Source organism: Pseudonocardia sp. Ae505_Ps2, from assembly GCF_001932425.1.
In the GTDB taxonomy this organism is placed as follows: Bacteria; Actinomycetota; Actinomycetes; order Mycobacteriales; family Pseudonocardiaceae; genus Pseudonocardia.
On the sequence record NZ_MCIP01000001.1, the window covers coordinates 4523266 to 4541772 of the forward strand.

An 18507-nucleotide genomic window follows, 5' to 3' on the forward strand; every position below is an offset into this window, starting at 1 on the left:
TCCTTCCGCAATGCGGAATAGTGATTCCGTTGTGCGGCATGAATCGGACCACGGCATCCGGGGGGTGTCAAGCATCGCTGTCGTCGGTGACCCCTTGACGCTTGCGTGACAGGCGCCATAGCGTGATTCCGCACCGCAAGAGATCCGTTTCACATCGCGGAAACCAGCGCGTCACATCCGACGCGCCACGACGTGGGAACCGAGGTGGCCCCGATGACGGGACCCGGAACGAGCGACCGGTCCGCAGCAGCCCCGACCGACGACCAGGTGACCGCCGTGCCCGTCGCGCCGGGCGGCGCGGACGCACCGAGCCCACGGCTCTACAACCGCGACCTCGCGCCGACCACCGTCGAGGGGCGGTCGTGGAAGGCCTACAACATCTTCACCCTGTGGGCCGTCGACGTGCACAGCCTGGGCAACTACGGCTTCGCCCTCGGCCTGTTCGCCCTCGGTCTCGGCGCCTGGCAGATCCTGGTCTCGCTCGGCATCGGTGCGCTGGTGCTGTTCGTGCTGCTCACCGTCGCCGGGTACATGGGCTACCGGACCGGCCTGCCGTTCCCGGTCATGAGCCGGATCTCCTTCGGCGTCCGTGGCGCGCAGCTCCCGGCCCTGGTCCGGGGTGCGGTCGCGATCGCGTGGTTCGGCATCCAGACCTACCTGGCCACCCAGGTGCTCGTCGTGATGGTCCTGGCCGTGGCGCCGTCGGCCGGTGGGCTGGAGCAGGTGTCGTTCCTCGGTCTGTCGGTGCTGGGCTGGATCTGCTTCCTCGTGCTGTGGGTCGTGCAGGTGGCGATCCTGCTGCGCGGCATGGACGGCATCCGCCGCTACGAGGCGGTGGCCGGGCCGATCGTGCTGGTGACCCTCGCCGTGCTCTCCGGATGGGTGCTGTGGCAGACCGGCGGGGAGATCGCCTGGTCGGTGCCCGACCCACTGACCGGCGGCGCGATGTGGGTGCAGATCCTGGCCGGTGCGTCGTTGTGGACGGCGATCTACGGCACCTTCGTCCTCAACTTCTGCGACTTCACCCGCGGCGCGGTGTCCACCGGCGCGGTCCGGCGCGGCAGCTTCTGGGGGATCCTGCCGAACACCCTGTTCTTCGGCGTCGTCGTGGTGCTCGCGGGCGGGCAGCTGCGGATCGGCGGGCAGGTCATCTCCAGCCCGGCCGACGTCGTCAACACCATCCCCAACACCCCGCTGCTGCTGCTCGCCTCGGCGGCGCTGCTGATCCTGACGATCGCGGTCAACCTGATGGCGAACTTCGTGGCCCCCTGCTACGCCCTGTCCAACCTGTTCCCGAAGGTCCTCGACTTCCGCCGGGCCGGGGTCGTCAGCGCGCTGATCGGGCTCGTCATCCTGCCCTGGAACCTCTACGACTCCCCGCTGGTGATCACCTACTTCCTGGGTGTGCTCGGCGCGCTGCTCGGGCCGCTGTTCGGGATCGTGATGGCCGACTACTGGCTGGTGCGGCGCGGCCGGATCGACGTCCCCGCGCTGTACTCCGAGGCGAGCGGGGCGGCCTACCACTACCGGGGCGGGGTCAACCGGCGGGCGGTCGCGGTGTTCGTGCCGTCCGCGCTGGTCGCCGTCGCCGTCGGGTTCGTGCCCGCGCTGGAGCCGGTCGCCCCGTTCAGCTGGTTCCTCGGCGCCGGGCTCGCCGCGCTGCTGACCGTGCTCGTCGCCCCGCGCGGACGGACCTACCGCGCGGTGTCCGGGGAGCCCCTGGCCGTCGCACCCACCGGGGGGCACTAGTGCGCATCGTCGTCGTCAACGTCAACACCACGGCCTCGGTCACCGAGGCCATCGCCGCCTCGGCGCGTTCGGTCGCCGCGCCCGGCACCGAGATCGTCGGGCTCACGCCGCGGTTCGGCGCCGAGTCGGTCGAGGGCAACCTGGAGAGCTACCTGGCCGCGGTCGGGGTCGCCGACGCCGTCGCGCGGTACGCCGCGGCCGGCGAGTCGTTCGACGCGGTGATCCAGGCCGGCTACGGCGAGCACGGCCGGGAGGGTCTGCAGGAGATGCTCGACGTGCCCGTCGTCGACATCACCGAGGCCGCCGCGACCACCGCGATGTACCTCGGCCACCGCTACTCGGTGGTGACCACGCTGGACCGCACCGTGCCGCTGATCTCCGACCGGCTGCTGCTGGCCGGGCTGGAGCGGCGCTGCGCCTCGGTGCGCGCCTCCGGGCTGGCGGTGCTGGAGCTGGAGCAGGACCCGGACCGGGCGGTCGCCGCGATCGTCGAGCAGGCCCGGCTGGCCGTCGAGCACGACCACGCCGAGGTGATCTGCCTGGGCTGCGGCGGCATGGCGGGCCTGGAGGAGAAGGTGCGCGCGGAGACCGGGGTGCCCGTCGTCGACGGGGTGCAGGCCGCGGTGACCGTCGCCGAGTCGCTGGTGCGTCTGCGCCTGAGCACCTCGAAAGCCCGCACCTACGCGGCCCCCCGAACCAAGAAGATCACCGGATTCCCCCTGGAGATGCCATGACCAGCTACGACCTGGTGGTCCGCGGGCAGCGGATCATGACCACGGCGGGCGAGCAGCCCCGCGAGATCGGTGTGACCGGCGGGCGGATCGTCGCCATCGAGCCGCTCGGCAACGGCCTCGACGGTGCCCGGGTGATCGACCTCGTCGAGGACGAGGTGCTGCTCCCCGGCCTCGTCGACACCCACGTCCACGTCAACGAGCCCGGCCGCACGGAGTGGGAGGGTTTCGCCTCGGCGACCCGGGCCGCCGCGGCGGGCGGGGTCACCACGATCGTCGACATGCCGCTCAACTCGATCCCGCCGACCGTCGACGTCGCCGCACTCGAGGTGAAGCGCAAGGTCGCCGAGCACCAGGCGTTCGTCGACGTCGGGTTCTGGGGCGGGGCGGTGCCGGGCAACCTGGGCGACCTGCGCGGCCTGCACGACGAGGGCGTCTTCGGCTTCAAATGCTTCCTGCTGCACTCCGGGGTCGACGAGTTCCCGCCGCTCGACGCGGACGAGATGGAGCGCGACATGGCCGAGCTGGCCACGTTCGCCGCCGTCATGATCGTGCACGCCGAGGACTCCCGGGCCATCGAGAAGGCCCCCACCCCGCACGGCGCGAAGTACGACACCTTCCTGCGCTCGCGCCCGCGCGGCGCGGAGAACCTGGCGATCGCCGAGGTCATCGAGCGGGCCCGCTGGACCGGGGCGCGTGCGCACGTCCTGCACGTGTCGTCCTCCGACGCGCTGCCGATGATCGCGACCGCGCGCCGCGACGGCGTCCGGATCACCGCCGAGACCTGCCCGCACTACCTGACGCTGTTCGCCGAGGAGATCCCCGACGGCGCCACCACCCACAAGTGCTGCCCGCCGATCCGCGAGGCGTCCAACCGGGAGCTGCTCTGGGAGGGGCTGCTCGACGGGACGATCGACTGCATCGTGAGCGACCACTCGCCGAGCACCGCCGAGCTGAAGCTGCTCGACTCCGGGGACTTCGGGCTCGCCTGGGGCGGGGTGTCGTCGCTGCAGCTGGGGCTGTCGCTGGTGTGGAGCGAGGCCCGCCGGCGCGGCATCGGGTTGGCGCAGGTCGTGCAGTGGATGGCCTCGAAGCCGGCCGACCTGGTCGGGCTGCGCTCCAAGGGCCGGATCGCGCTGGGGTACGACGCCGACCTCGTCGTCTTCGCACCCGACGCCGCGTACGTGGTGGACCCGGAGCGGCTGCACCACAAGAACAAGGTCAGCGCCTACGCCGGCCGGTCGCTGTCCGGCGTGGTCCGGCGCACCGTCCTGGGCGGCCGCGACGTCGACGTGGCCGGCGAGCCGCACGGGCGGCTGTTGCGCCGTGGCTCGGTGGAGCGGGTGACCGGTGCCCCCGGCGCCCCGGAGACCCCCGGCGCCCCGGAGGCCTCCGAGGTCCCGGCCGCACCGCCCGAGCAGGGCTAGACTTCCGTCATGCGGAAGAACGATCCCGACAGTCGCGTCGGTGCCGCCGCGGACGTCGCCGCGGCCGCACCGGCCCGCTCGGGGAGCGTGCAGTCCGTGGAGCGGGCCGTGGACCTGCTGGAGGCGATGGCCGACGCGGGCGGGACGGTCAGCTTGTCCCACCTCGCGGCCACCTCCGGGCTCCCGTTGCCGACCATCCACCGGTTGGTCAGGACCCTGGCCGGGCGCGGCTACGTCCGCCAGCAGTCCTCGCGCGAGTACGCCCTCGGCCCCCGCCTGGTGCGCCTCGGCGACACCGCGGGACGCCTGGTGGGCATGTGGGCCCGGCCCCGGCTCGCCGCGCTGGTCGACGACCTGGGGGAGAGCGCGAACCTGGCGCTGTTGGAGGGCAACCAGGTCGTCTACGTGGCCCAGGAGCCCGGCCGGCACTCGATGCGGATGTTCACCGAGGTCGGACGACGGGTGTCGCCGCACTGCACCGCCGTCGGGAAGGCGCTGCTGTCCCGGATGCCGGTCGAGCGGGCGCGGGAGATCCTGCGGCACACCGAGTTCGTGCGGCACACCGACAACACGATCACCTCGCCCGAGGAGTACTTCGCCGAGCTCGACAAGGTCCGCGCCGCCGGGTACGCCGTCGACGAGGGCGAGCAGGAGCTCGGGGTGCGGTGCGTGGCCGTCGCGCTCGACGGGCCGCTGCCCGCCGCGGTGTCCATCTCCGGGCCCACGACCCGGATGACCGACGCGCTGCTCGACTCCGCGGTGCCGAAGCTGCAGGCCGTCGCCGACGCGCTGGTGGCCGAGCTGGCCCGGCAGGACGCGGCCGGGGTCTGACCCACCCGGTGCCGAGGCCCAGGCGCCGCACATCCCGGGCGCCCGCCCGGCATGCTGCGCCGAGCAGGCATGGCCGCGACCGGGCGCGCCTGCCCGGCCTGCTCCGGCCGCCCCGGCATGATCGCGACCGGGCGCGACGGCTCGGCCTGCCTCGGGCGCCCCGGCATGATCGCGACGAGCGAGGGATTCCGTGCCACATCCGGCACCGGACCCCTCGCCCGTCGCGATCACCAGGTGTCCCGCCCCGGGGCTCGCCGTTCGCACCCGCGAACCGGGGCCGCCGTTCGCCTCCGGGAGCCGGGCCGGTCCACCACCCTGCCCCGATGGCTGATCCGACCAATCCGACCGATCTGGAACGGCTGCTGGTCCGGCAGGGCGGCCTGGTCACCCGGACCCAGGCGATCGCCCACGGCGTCCCGGCCCGGACCGTGGCCCGGCGGGTGTCCTCCGGTGCCTGGCGGGCGCGGCACCCCGGGGTCTACCTGGTCGCCGGTCACCGGGTCACCGACGAGACCCGGGTCCGGGCGGCGTGGCTCTGGGGCGGCGCCCGCTGCGTCGTGACCGGGCCCGCGGCCGCGTACTGGCTGGGGCTGCGCCCCGGTGCCCCGGCCGAGGTGCTGCTCGCCGTCCCGCCGACGGTGCAGCGGGCCCGGCGGCCGGGGGTGCGTCTGCGTCGCCGCAGCCTGGACCCGGCCGACCGGGTCGTCCACCGGGGCATCGTCGTGACCGCGACGCCGCTGACCGTGCTGGAGGCGGCCGCGGCGCTCGGTGGCACCGACGGGCCCGCGTTCCTGGACCGGGCGCTGCAACGGTGGGTGTCCCACGACGAGCTGTACGCGGCGTACTGCCGGGTGGCCGGCACCCCGGGCATCGCGGCCGCCGTGCGGCTGCTCGTCGCGGCGGGGGACCGGGCGGACTCGGCCCTGGAACGTCGGCTGCTGTGGCTGCTGCGCGAGGCCCGGCTCCCCGGGCTCGTGCGGGCGATGCCGTTCGGGCCCTGGACGGTCGACCTCGCGTTCCCCGCGGCGCGGGTGGCGGTCGAGGTCGACGGCTGGGCCTGGCACAGCGACCCGGAGCGGTTCCGCACCGACCGGCGCAAGCAGAACGCCCTGGTCGCGGCCGGGTGGACGGTGCTGCGGTTCACCTGGTCGGACGTGCACGACCGGCCGGGCGAGACGGTGGGGCGGATCCGGCGGGCCGTCGGTGATCGCGCCGCCTGAGGGGTCCGGTGCCGGATCCGGCACCGGACCCCTCGGAGGAGACGATCACTCGTCGCGGACCTGGGTCCCCGGCTTGGCGGTGACCGGCTCGTAGGAGTCCGGGCCCAGCACCTCACCGGAGGACAGGATCCGGATCTCCCCGGTCTGCACGAGCACCGGCGGCCCCGCGGCGACGATCGACGGTGCCGACGGCCGCCCGGGGGCGAGCACGTTGAAGAACAGGTTGAGCAGCACCGCGACGATCGCCGCCGAGCTGATGCCGGAGTGGAAGATCGTCGCGAACCACTCCGGGAAGTTCGCCCAGAAGTCCGGCGACACCACCGGGATCAGGCCGAACGCCACCGCCGCCGCGACGATCACCATGTTGTTGGTGTTGCGGTACTCGACCGAGGCGAGCGTCCGGATGCCGCTGGCGGCGACCGTGCCGAACAGCACGATCCCGGCCCCGCCGAGCACCGGCTGCGGGATCGCCGAGAACACCGCCGACGCCATCGGCGAGAGCCCCAGCACCAGCAGGAGCAGCCCGCCCGCGGCGACGGCGAACCGGCTCCGGATCCCGGTCAGCGCGACCAGGCCGACGTTCTGGGCGAACGCTGTCGCGGGGAAGGAGTTGAACACCGGCGCGAGCGCCGAGGCCGCCATGTCCGCGCGCAGGCCGTCCCCGACCCGGCGGGAGTCCACCTCGGCCCCGACGACCTCGCCGACCGCGAGGATGTCCGCGGTCGTCTCCACCATGACCACCAGGATGACGATGACCATCGACACGATCGCGCCGATCTCGAACAGCGGCCCGCCGAACGCGAACGGCGTCGGGATGGCGGCCACGCTCGCCTCGCCCACCTTCGCGAAGCTGCTCAGCCCCAGCACCAGGGCGACGACGGTGCCCACCAGCAGGCCGAGCAGCACCGAGAGCCGGGAGACGACCCGGATCTTGCTGGCGACGATCACGACCAGGAAGGTGAACGCGGCCAGCGCGATGTTCGGCAGCGAGGCGAACGCGGGGTTGGGCACCGTCGCGCCGGCGACCGTGACCGTCTCCCGGCCGGTGATCCACCCGGTCGCCACCGGCATCAGCGACAGCCCGATGACGGTGATGATCGACCCGGTGACCACCGGCGGGAACAGCCGTACCACCTTCGCGAAGAACGGCGAGATGAGCAGCCCGACCAGCGCGGCCACGATCACCGCGCCGAAGACGACGCGCAGGCCGTCGGTGCCGTCGTCGCCGACGATCGCGATCATCGTCGACACCGAGGCGAAGGAGGTGCCCTGAACCAGCGGCAGCTGGGAGCCGAAGAACGGCAGCCCGAGCGTCTGCAGGAGCGTTGCGAGCCCGCTCACGAACAGCCCGCTGGCCACCAGGACGGCGCTCTGCGCGGGGTCGAGCCCGGCCGCGCCGCCGATGATGATCGGGACGGCGATGACGCCGCCGAACATCGCGAGAACGTGCTGTACGCCGTAGCCCACCGTGGGTCCGAGGCCGAGCCGGTCGTCCTCGGGGCGGGGGGCTGTCGTGGCGGTCGTGCGTCGGCCGGTCGTCGCCGGCGCGTCCGCGTCGTCGGTGCTCATGGGCGTCCCCTCGGTGCGGAGGTGGTGGGATGGGTCAGACCGACGACGGGACGTCGGTCCACGCCTCCGGCGCCGGGGTCACGCCGTCGCGGACGACGGTGCCCTCGATCAGGCCGTAGGGGCGGTCCGCGGCGTAGAACACCTCGTTCGGGTTCTTGAGGCCGAACGGGGAGAGGTCGGACAGGAAGTGGTGCTTGTTGGGCATCGCGAACCGGATCTCGGCGACGCCGTCGCACGCCTCGATGCCGGCGCGGCCCATCTCGTAGAGCGACTGCTGCAGTGCGAGCGAGTGGGTGGTGGCGAACGCGGACAGCATCGCCGCGCCGATCGTGTCGTAGGCGGCGTTGTAGTCGATCCCGGCGGCGACGGCCTCGGGCAGGTAGCGCCAGCGCGCGGTGACCGAGGTGGCCAGGATCCGGTCGTCGGTCTCGACCAGGGTCGTGTAGCGGTCCCGGGGGAAGCCGTGGAACTCGCTGCCGGTGGACTTCAGCACGGTGAGGTCCTTCAGCCCCGCGGTGACGTGGGTGGCCCCACCGACCTTCTGCACGGTGGCGAGCCGGGTGGCGCGGCCCTTGCGGACGAAGGAGTGGTCGTGCCCCGCGCCGTCGACGACGATCCGCTCCCACTCGTAGAGCTCGGCCTGCCACAGCCCGCCGGTGATCCACTCGAACTCGCCGGTGAAGTGGTCCCCGAGCAGCATGAGGAACTCCTCGGGGGAGGTGATCCCGTGCTCGGCGGCGAAGGCGTAGACGACGTTCTTCTGGGTGTCGGTGGCGACGACCTTCGAGTTGTCCCCGGTCAGGTAGCTGCTCTCCAGGGCCGCGCCGCGCAGCTGGCTGGTGACGTTGAGATCGGTGATCTCGTGCCGGGCGGTGTCGCGCACGACCCGCACCACGCGGACCTCCGCCTTGCCGTACTTGTTGTCGCCGAGGTGGACCGAGACGGACATGTCAGCTCCCGAGGTAGGTGGAGTAGGAGTAGGGCGACAGCAGCAGCGGGACGTGGTGGTGGCGGTCGGTGCGCTCCGGCCGGAACGCGATCGACACCTCCGGGAAGAACGGGCTCGGCGTCGTGAACGTGATCCGGTGCAGCACCCCCGCGGTGAGCGCGGCGGAGTCCGGGGCGCGCCAGCGCCCGTCGTCGTCGGTGGTGCCCGAGGCCAGCACGGTCCCGTCGGCGCCGGTCAGGGTCACCGGGACACCGGTGGCCGGGCGGCCCGCCGCGGCGTCGAGGACATGGGTGGAGAAGCTGCTCATGCCAGCACCTGCCGCATCCGCAGCGCGGTGATCTCGGCCAGCTGCCCAGCGGCCTCGGCGCGCTCGGTGGCCGGGTCGTTGCCCAGCCTGCGCTCCAGCTCGGCCAGGATCTGGTCCGCGTCGCGGCCCGCGGCGCGGATCAGGAAGACGTGGCCGAACCGCTGCTCGTAGGCGGCGTTGCCCGCGGCGAGCCGGGCCGCGGTGTCCGCCCCGGAGTCCACGCCGGACTGCTCGGAGCGGGAGAAGGCGGCACCGTCGGCGTGCGCGCCACCGGGGCGCTCGCCGATCCGGGGGTGCCCGGCGAGGGCGGCGTCGATCTGCGCGGCGTCGAGGGCGAGCACCGCCTTCTCCGCCGCGGCGACGGCGTCGTCGACGCGGGCGTAGGGCCGGCCGGCGAGGAACCGGTCGGCCCAGGCGGACGAGGTGACGCAGGCCCGCAGGACGGGGCGCAGCTCGTCCGGCGGCGCGGTGTTGAGATGATCGAGGGACAGTGCGTCCGACATGGGCCCTGCTTCCGTGCGGTTCCGCACATTTCATGATGCGGAATCGTGATTCCGAACGATGTCAGTGTTGGTGTCGGGAAGACGCGGTGTCAAGGCTCACCGTGCGGTGTCCGGACACGGTGGAGGTCCCGATGTGCCGGTCCCGGCACCGGGTGTCGTCGGATCCCGGTGGGGCGCAGGGGGCTCCGGGCCTCCACGGTGGCCCGTGTCGGCGGCGTGGCGCACCCGCCCCGCCCCGAACGTCACGCAGTCGTCACCGCCGGTGATCTCTCGTCACGTGATGTCCGGAACATCCGGTTCATCGGTCTGCGCCGTCACACAGTCGTCACATCCGGGCAACCGTGCGCGACGGGTGCGCGACGGAGCATTCGTCCCCGGCGGCCCCCGACCCGGCTGCCGAAGGAGCGGAGATGACCCAGGAGATGAGCTCGCCGGCGACGACCGACGGCGCGCCGACCGCCGTCGGCGCGGCGCGCGAGACGCTCGAGGACTACACGCTGCGGTTCGCGCCGCGCAGCTACCGGCGTTGGTCGCCCGGGGTGGTCGGGGTGACCGCGCTCGGCGGGATCGCCTACCTCGCCGACTTCGCGATCGGGGCCAACATCGGCATCGCCTACGGCACGACGAACGCGTTGTGGGGGATCCTCGTCTTCGCCCTGGTGGTGATCGCGACCGGCACGCCGGTGGCCTACTACGCCGCGCGCTACAACCTCGACCTCGACCTCATCACCCGCGGCAGCGGCTTCGGCTACTACGGCTCGATCCTCACCAACGTCATCTTCGCGACGTTCACCTTCATCTTCTTCGCCCTCGAGGGCTCGATCATGGCCCAGGGCCTCGAGCTCGGACTGGGCATCCCGGTCTGGCTCGGCTACGCGCTGTCCACCGTGGTGATCTTCCCGCTGGTCGTCTACGGGATGTCGCTGCTGTCGAAGCTGCAGCTGTGGACGACCCCGTTGTGGCTGGTCCTGATGGTGCTGCCCTTCGGCTACCTGCTGTTCGCCCACCCCGACTCGGTGTCGACCTTCCTGGCCTACCAGGGCGAGGACGGGATGGGCGCGCCGAGTCTCGGTTCGGTCATGCTCGCCGCCGGGGTCTGCCTGTCGCTGATCGCCCAGATCGCCGAGCAGATCGACTACCTGCGGTTCATGCCGCCGAAGACCCCGGAGAACGCGCGCCGCTGGTGGACCGCGACGCTGCTCGCCGGGCCGGGCTGGGTGCTGTTCGGCGCGGCGAAGCAGGTCGTCGGGCTGTTCCTGGCGGTCTACTTCATCGCCAACGTCGCCGGCGGTGCCGAGGTCGCGAACGAGCCCGTGCAGCAGTTCCTGCTCATCTACCAGGACCTCATGCCGGGCTGGCTGGCCATCACCCTGGCCGTCGTGCTGGTCGTCATCAGCCAGATCAAGATCAACGTCACGAACGCCTACTCGGGCTCGCTGGCGTGGACGAACTCCTTCACCCGCATCACCGGGCACTACCCGGGTCGGCTGGTGTTCCTCGGGGTCAACCTGCTGATCGCGCTGGTGCTGATGGAGGCGAACATGTTCGACTTCCTCAACACCATCCTGGGCTTCTACGCCAACATGGGCATCGCCTGGATCGTGGTCGTCGCGACCGACATCGTCGTCAACAAGTACCTGCTGAAGATCTCGCCGAAGGTCCCGGAGTTCCGCCGCGGCATGCTCTACGCGGTGAACCCGGTCGGCTTCGGGTCGGTCGTCGTGGCGGGCGGGCTGTCCATCGCGACGTTCTTCGGCGCGCTCGGCAGCGCGGTCCAGCCGTTCTCGCCGGTGGTGGCGATCGTCCTCGGGTTCGTCCTGCCGCCGGTGCTCGCGGTGGCGACCCGAGGCCGCTACTACCTGCGACGCACCGACGACGGCATCGACGAGCCGATGTTCGACGAGCACGGCAACCCCTCCGCCGCCGTCCTCAACTGTCGCTCGTGCGGACAGGACCTGGAGCGCCCGGACATGACGGCGAGCGCGGCGGGTGGGCACGTCTGCTCGCTGTGCCTGGCGACCGACCGGACGAAGGAGCACGTGCTGCCCGCGCAGCCCTGAGGTCCGCGGCCGGGAGCGGTCACACCGGCGCGGGGACCGGACCCGCGGCGGCCACGGCGGCCGCGAGCCGGCGGCCCGCGGTGACGGCGTCGTGCCCGACGGCGGTCGCGAGCACGCCGCGCACCGCCAGCGGGGACAGGCTCCAGCCCGGCCCGGTGGCCGCGGCCACCGGGCCCGGAGCGTCGACGAGCACCTCGGTGCCCAGCACCCGGTGCCCGCCGAGATGGGCGGGGGAGCCGTCGAGCAGCGGGTCGCCGATCTCCTGGCTCTGCACCAGCAGCGGCCGGCCGTCCTGGGTGATCCGCACGGTGCCGCGGTAGCGGCCGGGCCGCTCGCCGGTGCGGCCGCCGACCAGGATGTCGCGGGCGTGCAGCGACGCGGTCGCGGCCAGCTCCACGTCCAGGACGGTCTCGTGGTGGGCGCGGGCGGTGACCACCGTCGGCTCGGGCAGGTGGGTCAGCGAGCCGCCCTCGCCGACGGTGCAGCGCAGCACCGTCCGGCTCGGTCGGCCGGGTCCACCGCCCGGCAGCGCGACGGCGGCGGCGACGCCGCACAGCGTCAGGTGCGCCCCCGGCCCGACGGTGACGACGAGCTCGACGTCGTCACCGGCCAGCGGGGTCGACGCCGATCCGACCAGGTGCACCACCGCACCGTCGGCCCCGGCCCCGGCGGCGCCCCGGCGGGGGATCAGCGCGAGCGGGGACTGCGCCCGCAGGCGCCGGACGACGGTCCGGCCGTCGTGCTCGGCGACGACCAGCTCGGCGCGTGCCCGCACCTCAGACCGTGGCGCGGACGGCGGCGACCTGCTCGCACACCCACGCCCCGACCTCGGTCGCGCCCGGGTCCTCCACCAGCGACTGCGCGATCACCGGCAGCTCCCCGCGGATCCGCGCGGCGTCGCCGGTCATGACCCCGAGGTCGGCGCCCACCAGCGGCGCCAGGTCGGTCTTGTTGATCACCAGCAGGTCGGCGGTGGTGACGCCCGGGCCGCCCTTGCGCGGCACCTTGTCCCCACCGGCGACGTCGACGACGAAGATCTGCCGGTCCACCAGCCCGCGGGAGAACACCGCGGTCAGGTTGTCTCCGCCGGACTCGACCAGCACGAGCTCGAGCCCGCCGTCGACGTCGGCGAAACGCTCCTCCAGCAGCTCGACGGCGTCGAGGTTGGCGGTGATGTCGTCGCGGATGGCGGTGTGCGGGCAGCAGCCGGTCTGCACGGCCTCGACCCGCTCCGGCGCGAGGACGGCGTTGCGGCGCAGGAAGTCGGCGTCCTCGGTGGTGTAGATGTCGTTGGTGACCACGGCGAGACGGACCCGCCCGGCGAGGCTGCGGGCCAGCGCGGCGACCAGCGCGGTCTTGCCGGAGCCGACCGGGCCGCCGATGCCGATGCGCACCGCGCGACCGCCGGCGGGGGCCGGGGCGTGGTGGTCGTGGTCGGTGACCGTCGGGTCGAAGCTGATCACGTGGCCGTGACCGTGGCCGGTCGTTGCGGACTCAGGAGGCAAAGAGACGCACCCTCTCGCGGTGGTGGTGGACGTGGGACTCGGCCATGAGGTCGAGCAGCGGCGCGCCGGGCGCCGGGAGATCGGCGGGGTCGCCCCCGGCCAGGGCCGCGGCCTCGGCGGCCAGGGCCTCCAGCTCGTCGCCGAGGGCGACGACGGCGGTGTTGACGGCGAACGGGTCCAGCCCGAGCAGCCGCACCGCCGCCGACGCGGGCCCGGACACGGCGAGGTAGCCGACACAGCGGGCCGCCGCGGCCGGCGGCTCCCCGGCCGCGCCGACGACGACCCCGACGAGCAGCGGGTGGTGCGGCCGCCGGTGGACCGCGACCAGGGCGTCGAGGGCGGCCGACGGCCACGCCGAGCGGACCGCGCGCAGCGACGCCCGGCCCTGGGACCGGGACGCCTCCCGCTGGGCCGCCGAGGGGGTCCGCGCGTCGAGTGCGGCGTCGAGCTCCGCCCACCCGGCGCCAGTCCCCGCAGCGAGGTCGGCGGCGGCCGCGGCGGCGCAGGCGGCGACCCGGCCCGCGGTGCGCAGCCGCCCCCGGAGGAAGGAGTGCAGCGACGCGACGTCGGTGACCAGGCCGCGGTCGGCGGCCTCCTCCAGACCTCCGGAGTGCACGTGCCCGCCGCCGGGGAACCGGGCGTCGGACAGGACGAGCGAGGCCAGCATCAGAACAGGAAGTACCGCTGCGCCATCGGCAGCTCGGCGACCGGGGCGGGCTCGACGACGTCGCCGTCGATCGTCACGGTGAACGAGTCCGGGTCGACCCGTACGTCCGGGGTCGCGTCGTTGAGCAGCATCCCGGTCTTGCGCACCGAGCGCGTGTCGGCCACCGGCACCGCGGGGGTCGCCAGACCGAGCCGGTCGGGGACGCCCTCGTCGAGGGCCGAGGGGGCCATGAACGTCAGCGAGCCCAGCGCCGCGGGGGTGTGGGCGTAGCCGAACATCGGCCGGCCGTACACCGGGCCCGGGGTCGGGATGGAGGCGTTCGCGTCGCCCATCTGCGCCCACACGGCGAACCCGCCCTTCAGCACGACCTCGGGGCGCACCCCGAAGAACTTCGGCTCCCACAGCACCAGGTCGGCGAGCTTGCCGACCTCGACCGACCCGATGTGCTCGGCGGCGCCGTGCGCCAGCGCCGGGTTGATCGTGTACTTCGCGACGTAGCGCCGGGCACGCAGGTTGTCGGCGCGCTCGGAGTCGCCGGGCAGCGGGCCGCGGGCGGCCTTCATGACGTGCGCGGTCTGCCAGGTCCGGATGACGACCTCGCCGATGCGGCCCATCGCCTGGGAGTCCGAGCTCATCATCGAGATCGCGCCCAGGTCGTGCAGCACGTCCTCGGCGGCGATGGTCGTCGGGCGGATCCGGGACTCGGCGAACGCCAGGTCCTCGGGCACCGACGGGTTGAGGTGGTGGCACACCATGAGCATGTCGAGGTGCTCGTCGAGGGTGTTGACGGTGTGCGGCCGGGTCGGGTTCGTCGACGACGGCAGGACGTGCCCCGTGCCGACGACCTCGATGATGTCCGGGGCGTGCCCGCCGCCCGCACCTTCGGTGTGGAAGGCGTTGATCGAGCGGCCGTCGATCGCGGCCAGCGTGGACTGCAGGAACCCGGCCTCGTTGAGGGTGTCGGTGTGGATCGCGGCCTGCACGCCGGTCTCCTCGCACACCCGCAGGCAGGCGTCGATCGCCGACGGGGTGGTGCCCCAGTCCTCGTGCAGCTTGAACCCGCCCGCTCCGGCCCGCAGCTGCTCGTGCAGTGCCTCGTGCGACGTGGTGTTGCCCTTGCCCATCAGGAGCAGGTTCACCGGCTGGTGGTCCATGGCCGCCAGCATCCGGCCGATGTTCCAGGGGCCGGGGGTGACGGTGGTGGCCTTCGAGCCGTCCACGGGCCCGGTGCCGCCACCGAACAGCGTCGTGACGCCGGAGGCGAGCGCGGTCTCGACCAGCTGCGGGCAGATGAAGTGGACGTGCGCGTCGACCGCGCCGGCGGTGAGGATGCGGCCGTTGCCGGCCAGCACCTCGGTGCCGGGCCCGATGACCAGGGCGGGGTCGACGCCGTCCATGGTGTCGGGGTTGCCGGCCTTGCCGATGGCGACGATCCGGCCGTCCTTCACGCCGACGTCGGCCTTCACCACACCCCAGTGGTCCAGCACGACGGCACCGGTGATCACGAGGTCCGGGCAGTCCGCGGCGAGGACGGCGGCCTGGCCCATCGACTCCCGGATCACCTTGCCACCGCCGAACAGCACCTCGTCGCCGGACGCCGGGCCGCGGGAGCGGTCCTCGGTGACCTCGATCAGCAGGTTCGTGTCCGCGAGCCGGATCCGGTCGCCGACGGTCGGGCCGTACAGGTCGGCGTAGCGCGCTCGGTCGATGCTCACTGCTCGTAGCTCCGCTCGTCGAGGGCGCCGGCCCGTTCGGGGCGCAGACCGGGGACCCGGCGTGCCCCGGCGATCGGCACCAGTGTCACCTCGCGCTCCACCCCGGGCTCGAACCGCACCGAGGTCCCGGCGGGGACGTCGAGCCGGTGCCCCCAGGCGGCGTCGCGGTCGAAGGACAGGCCGGGGTTCGCGGCGGCGAAGTGGTAGTGCGAGCCGACCTGCACCGGGCGGTCCGCGGCGTTGACCACGGTCAGGGTCAGCCGGGGGCGGCCGGGGTGCAGCTCGACCGGCTCCTCGCCGACGAGGATCTCGCCGGGGGTCACGCGATCGGCCCGTGCACGGTGACGAGCTTCGTGCCGTCCGGGAAGGTGGCCTCCACCTGTACCGAGTCGAGCATCTCCGGGACGCCGTCGAGGACGTCGTCGCGGGTCAGGACCTCCCGGCCGCTGCTCATCAGCTCGCTGACGGTGCGGCCGTCGCGGGCGCCCTCCAGGACGTGCTCGGTGATCAGGGCGACCGACTCCGGGTAGTTCATCCGCAGACCCCGCTCGCGGCGCCTGCGGGCGACGTCGGCGGCGACGTGGACGAGGAGCTTGTCGCGCTCGCTCGGGCTGAGGTGCATGCCCCGCATTGTGTCCGGTTCCGGGTTTCGACGGGATGACCGGGAGGTTCCGAACGGTGTCCCGCCGGGGTCCCGATGTCCGGGTCGACTGTCGGAACCTACGAAAGCCCCGCGGCGAGCGGCCCGGGGTTCGTCGGGGACGGCGGTGCCGGGGGGTCCCGGCCCGGGCGCATGGTGATGCAGGTCGCAATCCGGCCCCTCTGCGCGCCCTGCCCCGTCATCCCCCTCCGGCTCTCATCGAGGTCACCGATGCGCCTGCGCCGATCCACCAGCGCCACCGCCGATCCCGCCCGTCCCGTCCACCCGGTCGACCGGGTGCCGCCCGCCGGACGGCTCGCCGTCTACGGCATGCAGCACGTGCTGGCGTTCTACGCCGGTGCCGTCGTCGTGCCGATCCTGCTCGCCAACGCCATCGGCCTCGACGAGCGCCAGCTCATCCATCTGATCAACGCCGACCTGTTCACCTGCGGCATCGCCTCGATCCTGCAGTCGGTCGGGATCGGCCGGATCGGGGTGCGGCTGCCGCTGCTGCAGGGCGTCACGTTCACCGCGGTCTCCCCGATGATCGCGATCGGGCTCGCCGCGGGGGGCGGGACGCAGGGGCTGACCACCATCTACGGCGCGGTGATCGTCGCCGGGCTGGTGACCTTCTTCGCCGCGCCCTACTTCGCGCGGCTGCTGCGCTTCTTCCCACCGGTCGTCACCGGCACGGTGATCACCGTGATCGGGCTGGCGCTGCTGCCGGTCGCCGCGACCGACGCCGTCGGCGGCTCGAACGCCCCCGACCCCGGCAACCCGCTCTACCTCGGGCTCGCCCTCGGGACGCTGGCGGTGATCGTGCTGATCCAGCGGCTGTTCCGCGGGTTCCTCGCGACGGTCGCCGTGCTGGCCGGGCTCGTGCTCGGCACGCTCGCCGCGGTGCCGTTCGGTCTGGTCGACCTGTCCGCGGTGGGGGAGTCGGACTGGGTCGGGGTCACCACGCCGTTCCACTTCGGCTGGCCGCAGTTCTCGATCGCCGCGATCCTGTCGATGATCGTCGTCATGATGATCACCGCGGTCGAGACGACCGGTGACGTGATCGCCACCGGCGAGATCGTGGACAAGAAGGTCGGGTCGGACGACGTCGCCCGCGCCCTGCGCGCCGACGGCGCCGCCACCACCCTGGGCGGTGTCCTCAACTCCTTCCCCTACACCTGCTTCGCCGAGAACGTCGGCCTCGTCCGTCTCACCCGGGTCTCCAGCCGCTGGGTGGTGGCCGCCGCGGGCGGTTTCATGATCCTCATCGGGTTGGTGCCGAAGGCCGGGGCGCTGGTCGCGGCCGTGCCGCACCCGGTGCTGGGCGGTGCGGCGCTGGCGATGTTCGCGACCGTCGCCGTCGTCGGGATCCAGACGCTGTCGCGGGTCGACTTCCGCGACCACCGCAACGTCGTCGTGGTCGGGTCCGGGCTCGGGGTCGCGCTGTTCGTGACCGTGCAGCCGGACGTGGCGCAGGCCCTGCCGGAGTGGGCGGGCATCGTGCTCGGCTCCGGGATCACCGCGGGCAGCGTGGTCGCGATCGGGCTCAACCTGCTCTTCTTCCACACCGGGCGCCGCCGCGACATCGCACCCGCGACGCCCGGCGGGGACACGGTGACCTTCGACCGGCTCGCCTCCGCCGACGCCGGCGAGTTCTCCGCGGTGCTCGGGCGGCTGTTCGAGGGCCCGACCGCGGTGCCCGCCCGGGTGCACGCCCGCGGCCCCTTCGCCGACGCCACCGCGCTGCGCGCCGCGGTGCAGGACGAGCTGTTCGCCGCGCCGCCCGAGGAGCAGCGGGCGCTGATGGGCCACTACCCCGACCTCGGGGGGCTCGCCGGCGCGGGCGGCTCCGGCGCCCCGGCCCCCCGCCGCCGCCCCGACGGCGTCGGCCCGGTCGGTGGCCCCGTCGGTGGCACCGCCGCGGCGGCGCTGCGTGACCGGGCCGGGCTGGCCCTGCTCGGCAACGACGACCGCGCCGAGCTCTGCGTCGTGGCGGCGGCCTACCGGGAGCGCTTCGGGTTCCCGCTGATCGTCTGCCTGCGCGACGCGGGGGACACCCGCACCTTGCTCGCCACCGCGCGGCGGAGGCTGGAGCACCCGCCCGCGCAGGAGCACGCGACGGCCCTGGTGGAGATAGCCAAGGTCGCGGGGCGCCGGTTCGACGACCTGGTGTCCGGCTGACCCGGTGACGGGCGCAGGGCCCGGCGGCCGGCGCGGGAGGTCCGCGCCGGCCGCTGCGGGTGTCCGGCGCCGGTACGGTGGGCGGCGTGGACCTCGGGATCGGACGGCGCGCGCGGGCGGGGGCGGCCCTGCTGGTCGCGTCGCTGCTCCTGCTCGTGCCGGTCCTGCTGCCCGCCGAGGTCGAGACCGGGCTCGTCGGCGCCGTGGTCGCGCTCGCCGTCCTCGTGTGGGCCGGGCACCGCGAGCTCGGCGCGATCCACCTCGTCGCCACTGCCGCGACCACCCCGGTCCGTGAGGCCCGCCGGGTCCGGCACCGGGCCGGGATCGTCCGCCAGACCGATCCCGACGCGGCGGGCCGTCCCCGGCCGCGCGCTCCGGGACCGCTCCACCCGGAGCAGGTTCCCGGCGTCGTCGCGGCCGCCTGACGCGCCGCGCCGCGCGCCGGTGCGGTGTGCG

General features: G+C 73.6%; 18 protein-coding genes. 8 read left to right on the forward strand and 10 right to left on the reverse strand.

What is annotated here, in order from left to right; genetic code table 11:
- The first annotated feature begins 213 nt into the window (after positions 1–213).
- The 5 genes from Ae505Ps2_RS21225 (at position 214) to Ae505Ps2_RS21245 (ending at position 5958) form a co-directional block, all read left to right on the forward strand.
- Complete coding sequence (locus tag Ae505Ps2_RS21225) at positions 214–1749, forward strand: NCS1 family nucleobase:cation symporter-1 (protein ID WP_075554289.1); 1536 nt, start codon at positions 214–216, stop codon at positions 1747–1749.
- Positions 1749–2483 (forward strand): aspartate/glutamate racemase family protein, encoded by a 735-nt coding sequence (locus Ae505Ps2_RS21230; RefSeq protein ID WP_075306580.1) that lies wholly within the window; start codon positions 1749–1751, stop codon positions 2481–2483. The genes Ae505Ps2_RS21225 and Ae505Ps2_RS21230 overlap by 1 nt, the downstream gene beginning before the upstream one ends.
- On the forward strand, positions 2480–3907 hold the full coding sequence (gene allB / locus Ae505Ps2_RS21235) for an allantoinase AllB (protein WP_249265315.1): 1428 nt from the start codon (positions 2480–2482) through the stop codon (positions 3905–3907). The genes Ae505Ps2_RS21230 and allB overlap by 4 nt, the downstream gene beginning before the upstream one ends.
- 9 nt (positions 3908–3916) lie before the next feature.
- Positions 3917–4738 carry an IclR family transcriptional regulator gene (locus tag Ae505Ps2_RS21240; protein ID WP_075306579.1) on the forward strand — a complete coding sequence of 274 codons (822 nt, stop codon included), beginning with the start codon at positions 3917–3919 and terminating at the stop codon, positions 4736–4738.
- A 323-nt stretch (positions 4739–5061) separates the two neighbouring features.
- On the forward strand, positions 5062–5958 hold the full coding sequence (locus Ae505Ps2_RS21245) for a type IV toxin-antitoxin system AbiEi family antitoxin domain-containing protein (RefSeq protein ID WP_075553920.1): 897 nt from the start codon (positions 5062–5064) through the stop codon (positions 5956–5958).
- Between the two features lie 45 nt (positions 5959–6003).
- Here the strand turns inward: Ae505Ps2_RS21245 and Ae505Ps2_RS21250 are convergent, their stop codons facing one another.
- From Ae505Ps2_RS21250 to uraD, 4 genes are read right to left on the reverse strand one after another with little or no spacing between them, the layout of a single operon-like run.
- Positions 6004–7527, reverse strand: a complete 1524-nt coding sequence (locus Ae505Ps2_RS21250; protein ID WP_075306577.1) for a nucleobase:cation symporter-2 family protein — start codon at positions 7525–7527, stop codon at positions 6004–6006.
- A gap of 34 nt (positions 7528–7561) precedes the next feature.
- Positions 7562–8476 carry a factor-independent urate hydroxylase gene (gene pucL, locus Ae505Ps2_RS21255; protein WP_020623895.1) on the reverse strand — a complete coding sequence of 305 codons (915 nt, stop codon included), beginning with the start codon at positions 8474–8476 and terminating at the stop codon, positions 7562–7564.
- A 1-nt stretch (position 8477) separates the two neighbouring features.
- Positions 8478–8783, reverse strand: coding sequence for a hydroxyisourate hydrolase (locus Ae505Ps2_RS21260; protein WP_020623896.1), 306 nt, complete (start codon positions 8781–8783; stop codon positions 8478–8480).
- On the reverse strand, positions 8780–9286 hold the full coding sequence (gene uraD / locus Ae505Ps2_RS21265; RefSeq protein ID WP_075306576.1) for a 2-oxo-4-hydroxy-4-carboxy-5-ureidoimidazoline decarboxylase: 507 nt from the start codon (positions 9284–9286) through the stop codon (positions 8780–8782). Before uraD ends, Ae505Ps2_RS21260 begins: the two co-directional genes overlap by 4 nt.
- Before the next feature lie 410 nt (positions 9287–9696).
- On the opposite strand from uraD, the gene Ae505Ps2_RS21270 reads away from it, so the two are divergent.
- Positions 9697–11346: a hypothetical protein gene (locus tag Ae505Ps2_RS21270; RefSeq protein ID WP_139318722.1), complete on the forward strand. Its 1650-nt coding sequence runs from the start codon at positions 9697–9699 to the stop codon at positions 11344–11346.
- A 19-nt stretch (positions 11347–11365) separates the two neighbouring features.
- Here Ae505Ps2_RS21270 and Ae505Ps2_RS21275 read toward each other — a convergent pair whose 3' ends face one another.
- Genes Ae505Ps2_RS21275 through Ae505Ps2_RS21300 form a run of 6 tightly spaced genes read right to left on the reverse strand, consistent with a single transcriptional unit; the run spans position 11366 to position 15855 of the window.
- Positions 11366–12121, reverse strand: a complete 756-nt coding sequence (locus Ae505Ps2_RS21275) for an urease accessory protein UreD (RefSeq protein WP_075306575.1) — start codon at positions 12119–12121, stop codon at positions 11366–11368.
- Between the two features lies 1 nt (position 12122).
- Positions 12123–12851 carry an urease accessory protein UreG gene (ureG, locus tag Ae505Ps2_RS21280; RefSeq protein WP_075306574.1) on the reverse strand — a complete coding sequence of 243 codons (729 nt, stop codon included), beginning with the start codon at positions 12849–12851 and terminating at the stop codon, positions 12123–12125.
- Positions 12841–13521: an urease accessory UreF family protein gene (locus tag Ae505Ps2_RS21285; protein WP_075554290.1), complete on the reverse strand. Its 681-nt coding sequence runs from the start codon at positions 13519–13521 to the stop codon at positions 12841–12843. Before Ae505Ps2_RS21285 ends, ureG begins: the two co-directional genes overlap by 11 nt.
- Entirely contained in the window at positions 13518–15233 is a 1716-nt protein-coding gene (locus tag Ae505Ps2_RS21290) for an urease subunit alpha (protein ID WP_075306573.1), read from the reverse strand. Before Ae505Ps2_RS21290 ends, Ae505Ps2_RS21285 begins: the two co-directional genes overlap by 4 nt.
- Positions 15230–15556: an urease subunit beta gene (locus Ae505Ps2_RS21295; RefSeq protein ID WP_075333380.1), complete on the reverse strand. Its 327-nt coding sequence runs from the start codon at positions 15554–15556 to the stop codon at positions 15230–15232. Before Ae505Ps2_RS21295 ends, Ae505Ps2_RS21290 begins: the two co-directional genes overlap by 4 nt.
- Positions 15553–15855: an urease subunit gamma gene (locus tag Ae505Ps2_RS21300; RefSeq protein WP_020622559.1), complete on the reverse strand. Its 303-nt coding sequence runs from the start codon at positions 15853–15855 to the stop codon at positions 15553–15555. Before Ae505Ps2_RS21300 ends, Ae505Ps2_RS21295 begins: the two co-directional genes overlap by 4 nt.
- Positions 15856–16104: 249 nt before the next feature.
- Here Ae505Ps2_RS21300 and Ae505Ps2_RS21305 point away from each other — a divergent pair, with 249 nt between their 5' ends.
- Both Ae505Ps2_RS21305 and Ae505Ps2_RS21310 read left to right on the forward strand, forming a co-directional pair.
- Positions 16105–18051, forward strand: a complete 1947-nt coding sequence (locus tag Ae505Ps2_RS21305; protein WP_075553921.1) for a solute carrier family 23 protein — start codon at positions 16105–16107, stop codon at positions 18049–18051.
- A gap of 86 nt (positions 18052–18137) precedes the next feature.
- Positions 18138–18476 carry a DUF6412 domain-containing protein gene (locus tag Ae505Ps2_RS21310; RefSeq protein ID WP_198932171.1) on the forward strand — a complete coding sequence of 113 codons (339 nt, stop codon included), beginning with the start codon at positions 18138–18140 and terminating at the stop codon, positions 18474–18476.
- The last annotated feature ends 31 nt before the right edge of the window (positions 18477–18507 follow it).